Origin of the sequence: Streptomyces niveiscabiei (assembly GCF_001419795.1) — a bacterium.
In the GTDB taxonomy this organism is placed as follows: Bacteria; Actinomycetota; Actinomycetes; order Streptomycetales; family Streptomycetaceae; genus Streptomyces; species Streptomyces niveiscabiei.
In genome coordinates this window covers 1-4,183 of the sequence record NZ_LIRL01000841.1, presented here as the reverse complement: position 1 = coordinate 4,183, position 4,183 = coordinate 1, and the positions used below count along the sequence as shown (strand labels likewise).

Below are 4,183 nucleotides of genomic sequence, written 5' to 3'. Positions count from 1 at the left end.
GGGGGTGGGGAAATCCTTGCCGGGGAGGGGTGAACGGGTGACCGATGCGCCGTCAGGTCGGTGCCGGGTGAGCCAGTCGCCGGTCTCGATGAGGGTGCCGGTGGCGCGGAGGCGGGTGGAGATACGAGGGCCGGCGACGTACACCCAGGCGCGTACGACTTCGGAGCTACGGGCTCGTACTACGTCCCGGCTAACTCTCAGGTACGGGCTGTCCGGGTCGTCCGCCCGGTATTCCTCCAGGGCGTCCAGCTCGTGGAGGCTAGCCGGGTAGTACTCGGGGGCGACGGTGACGAGGTCGCCGTATATCGGTCCGCCGGGTGCCTCCACGGCGTACGGGTACCCCGGGCCGTCGTACAGCACCGCGCCGGTCAGGCGCGCGGGCTCCTCGGTGAGGGTGCGGCCGGACAGGAACAGGGCGTGGTTGGTCTCGCCGGGGCGCAGGGTGCCGTAGACGAAGAAGGGGAGGGGCACGGGGGTCACAGGGGGATTGTCTCCCGGCCGTCGCTGTGAGCGCGCTATGGACATGACAAGTCGCGGCGCCTATAAATCGCAGTCGACGTCAGCGCCATCCCCACTACGCGCCCCCGAGGAGACCGATGAGCCCCTTACGGCAGCACGTCCGAGGTTCCCGTCTCGCCGCGGCCGGCATAGCCGCCACCACGGCGACCCTGATGGCCGCGGTGCTGAGCCCCGTGGCCGACGCGGCCGACAGACCCACCCGCGCCCAGGCGATCGACAACGCGGCGAGCGCCGTGGCCGACCGGGCCGCGAGTCTCGGCATCAACTCGGCGCAGGGCACGAGCGTTCGTGACGTGGTCGTCGACAAGGACGGTACGCAGCACGTCCGTTACGACCGTACGTACCGGCAACTCCCGGTGCTGGGCGGCGACTTCGTGGTCCACCTCGCACCCGACGGCGCGTACCGCGACGCCGACCGCGCGAGCCGCGGCACCATCACGCTGGCCACCATCACCCCGGCCGTGCCCGCGTCCGACGCCGCCGACAAGGCGGTGAACGCGCTGCGGGCCGCACACCTCGGCGCCGGGGTCCGGCAGGCCAAGGCCAAGCCGCAGCTCGTCGTCGACGCCCTGCACGGGGCGCCGAAGCTCGCCTGGAAGACCGACGCCGTCGGCCTCGACGCCCAGGGCAACCCGGTCGCCCGCACCGTCGTCACCGACGCGCGGACCGGGGCCCAGATCGACGCCTGGGACGCGATCGAGACGGCGGCCGGTGACGGGCAGTCCCTCTACGGGGGTACGGTCCCGCTGGAGACGACCCTCTCCGGTACGGCATACCAGCTCAAGGACCCGACCCGGGGCAACACGTACACCGGCGACGCCGAGAACAAGACCGACCTCTGCATCTTCGGCATCTGCATCGTCCGCGCGCCCGCGACCCTCTTCACCGACGCCGACAACCACTGGGGTACGGGTACTACGGCGTCCCGCGCGACCGCCGCCGTCGACGCCCAGTACGGCACCGACGTCACCTGGGACTACTACAAGAACGTCCACGGCCGCAACGGCATCGGCAACGACGGCAAGGGCTCCTACAACCGCGTCCACTACGGCAACGGCTACAACAACGCCTTCTGGGACGACAGCTGCTTCTGCATGACCTACGGCGACGGCGACGGCACGCAACTCGGCCCCCTCGTCTCCCTCGACGTCGCGGGCCACGAGATGTCCCACGGCGTGACCTCCAAGACCGCCAACCTCACGTACTCCGGCGAGTCCGGCGGCCTCAACGAGGCGACCTCCGACATCTTCGGCACCCTCGTCGAGTTCCACGCCGCCAACTCCAACGACCAGGGCGACTACCTCATCGGCGAGAAGATCGTCCGCCCCGGCTTCGGCCGCGACGCCCTGCGCTACATGGACCGGCCCAGCCGTGACGCCAACTCCGCCGACTACTGGAGCAGTTCGGTCGGCGGCCTCGACGTCCACTACTCCTCCGGCGTCGCGAACCACTTCGCCTACCTCCTCGCCGAGGGCAGCGGCACGAAGACCATCAACGGCGTCACCTACAACTCGCCCACCTACAACGGCTCCACCCTCACCGGCATCGGCCGCGCCAAGCTGGGCGCGATCTGGTACCGCGCGCTGACGGTCTACATGACGTCCTCGACGAACTACGCGGGCGCGCGGACGGCGACCCTCAACGCCGCCCGTGACCTCTATGGCAACGGCAGCGCGGAGTACAACGCGGTGGCGGCGGCTTGGAGCGCGGTGAACGTCAACTAGTTGACGGTCGGTTGTCGGAGGTCTCGCCCGGGGGTACAGAATCCGGTGGGGTACCTGGCCCACCGGACGCCTCACCCCCGGGCAACTCTCAAGTACACCTCCGCCGCCACCATCAGCTCCGCCCCCATCGCCGCCACCTGCTCCCCGGGCGCCAGCCGCTCCGTCACGTCGGATCCCCGCCCCGAGGCCTCCACCGTCACCACCTCGTCGACTCCCAGTACCGGACTCTCCCACCCCGCGAACCGCACCCGCAGCCCTTGCTCGAAGGAGCCCGGCAGGTGCCACAGGAACAACTGGTCGTCGCCGAACAGGAGATAGCGGAGACCTTCCTGAGGAGCAGGGGGCGGCTCCCGGTACAGGATCTTGCGGAGCTCGACCGTCATCTGGCCCAAGGACTCCGCGTCCATGTCCATCCGCCCGAAGAACAACTCCCCGCTACAGGGCGCGTCCTCGCTCACCCGGAACGTCAACTCGGCCGCACCCCCGTACAGTTCACGGGCCGTGCGATAGAGAGCGGATGTCGGCTGCACCCGGGCCACCATCTGCTCCCCGTCCGCCCCCAGGCGCACGGCGTAGACGGTGTCCAGCCCCAGGAGCAGCCAGTCGCTCACCACTGCAACCCCCCGTCGGGATCAGGTGACTTGGGAAGCCGCCGGCAGGCGAACGCGGCGATGAAGACGTCGTCCGGCGCCGTGTCGGAGGCGACCATGGAGGATGCGGTCAACTCGTACTCCTGGTCACGGATGGCGAGTTCGGGTCCGTAGGCGAGGACTTGGATCTTCACGAGCTTCTTGCGCCGGGTGCGGACGGCGAAGACGGAGCCGGGCGCGAGGCCGGTGCCGGGGACAGGGGCGTCGCGGTAGCGGAGGCGGTCGAGGGCGCGGCCGTCGAGGGTGTCGTAGTCGACGGTGCCGAGGGCGGCGATGCCCGTGTCGGTGCCCGGCACGAGCTGCGCTCCTGTGCCGTCCCCCGTCCACTCCCAGCGCACGGAAGCCTGGTCCATGCCGACGTTCATGCGCCCGGTGTCGAAGTCGAAGGTGCCCATGGGCGGCCAGTTGTTCTCGGCGACGGCGGCCGGGGAGTAGGTGTGCGCCTCCCGGGTGAGATGGACGTTGCGGGCGAGCGCGATGGACTCCACGTACGAGGGGCAGCGCCCCTTGGGCGGATCGCCGCCGTCGCTCAACTCCCGTACACCGGAGGAGAATCGCCAGGCACGGGACCCGAACAGGTCCATCGGCGGATCCAGCCAGGGCCGTACGACGGACACCACCCGGTATTCGAAGGCGAGTTGGGAGACGGAGTGGTCGGTGGCGCGGTGGCCGAGCGCTGCGGAGAAGGCGGCCGGCGCCTGGTCGGCGAGGGTGAGGAAGAGTTCGCGGGTGAGCCGGACCTCGGTCCAGGGGGTGTCGAGCGCGGCGCTGGGAGAGTAGTAAGTCGGCGCGTACAAAAGGCCGTTGGGGGCGGTGGAGAACTGGCCGGGCGCGTTGGGGTTGAAGGCGTCGCGGTGGCGTTTCCAGGTGGCGGACGGGGACTTGGCGGCCAGCTCGGAGGACTCGCGCAACGCGTCCTCGACCTCGGCCTTGCGGCCCGCCGTCTGCCACGCGTCCATCGCGTCGTCCCGCTTCTGCCGCAGATCGGGCTCCTCGATACGGGCCCAACGGTCGCGCGCGGCAGGGTCGGTGGACATCCAGGCCGCGTCCTCGGCGCGGCGGTACTCGCGGTCCGCGTCCGTCCAGGTCTGCCGGGCGGCGCGGTAGGCGCGCAGCGCGGCGGACGGTACGGGGTCGCCGGTGGCGGGGTCCGGGTCGTAGAGGTAGTCGATCGCCGCGTCGTAGCGCGTGCGTTCCTCGGGGGTGAGGGAGCTGCGCGCCAGGTCGGCGGCGAGGACCTCGCCGTACACGTCCCACAGGTGGGGGGTGACCGGCGGGGTCCAGACCGGG

Annotated in this window: 4 protein-coding genes; 1 reads left to right on the top strand and 3 read right to left on the bottom strand. The window is 70.6% G+C overall.

What is annotated here, in order from left to right:
* Nucleotides 1-525 (bottom strand): gamma-glutamylcyclotransferase family protein (locus tag AOK24_RS34985; protein WP_079057150.1); only part of this gene is annotated, 525 nt, incomplete at its 3' end.
* 71 nt (nt 526-596) lie between these two features.
* On the opposite strand from AOK24_RS34985, the gene AOK24_RS34980 reads away from it, so the two are divergent.
* Nucleotides 597-2,243, top strand: a complete 1,647-nt coding sequence (locus tag AOK24_RS34980; RefSeq protein ID WP_055724008.1) for a M4 family metallopeptidase — start codon at nt 597-599, stop codon at nt 2,241-2,243.
* A gap of 71 nt (nt 2,244-2,314) precedes the next feature.
* Here AOK24_RS34980 and AOK24_RS34975 read toward each other — a convergent pair whose 3' ends face one another.
* Both AOK24_RS34975 and AOK24_RS34970 read right to left on the bottom strand, forming a co-directional pair.
* Nucleotides 2,315-2,854 carry a hypothetical protein gene (locus AOK24_RS34975; protein ID WP_159052092.1) on the bottom strand — a complete coding sequence of 180 codons (540 nt, stop codon included), beginning with the start codon at nt 2,852-2,854 and terminating at the stop codon, nt 2,315-2,317.
* The coding region (locus tag AOK24_RS34970; RefSeq protein ID WP_055724006.1) for a hypothetical protein at nt 2,851-4,183 on the bottom strand (1,333 nt) is incomplete at its 5' end. The genes AOK24_RS34970 and AOK24_RS34975, both read right to left, overlap by 4 nt.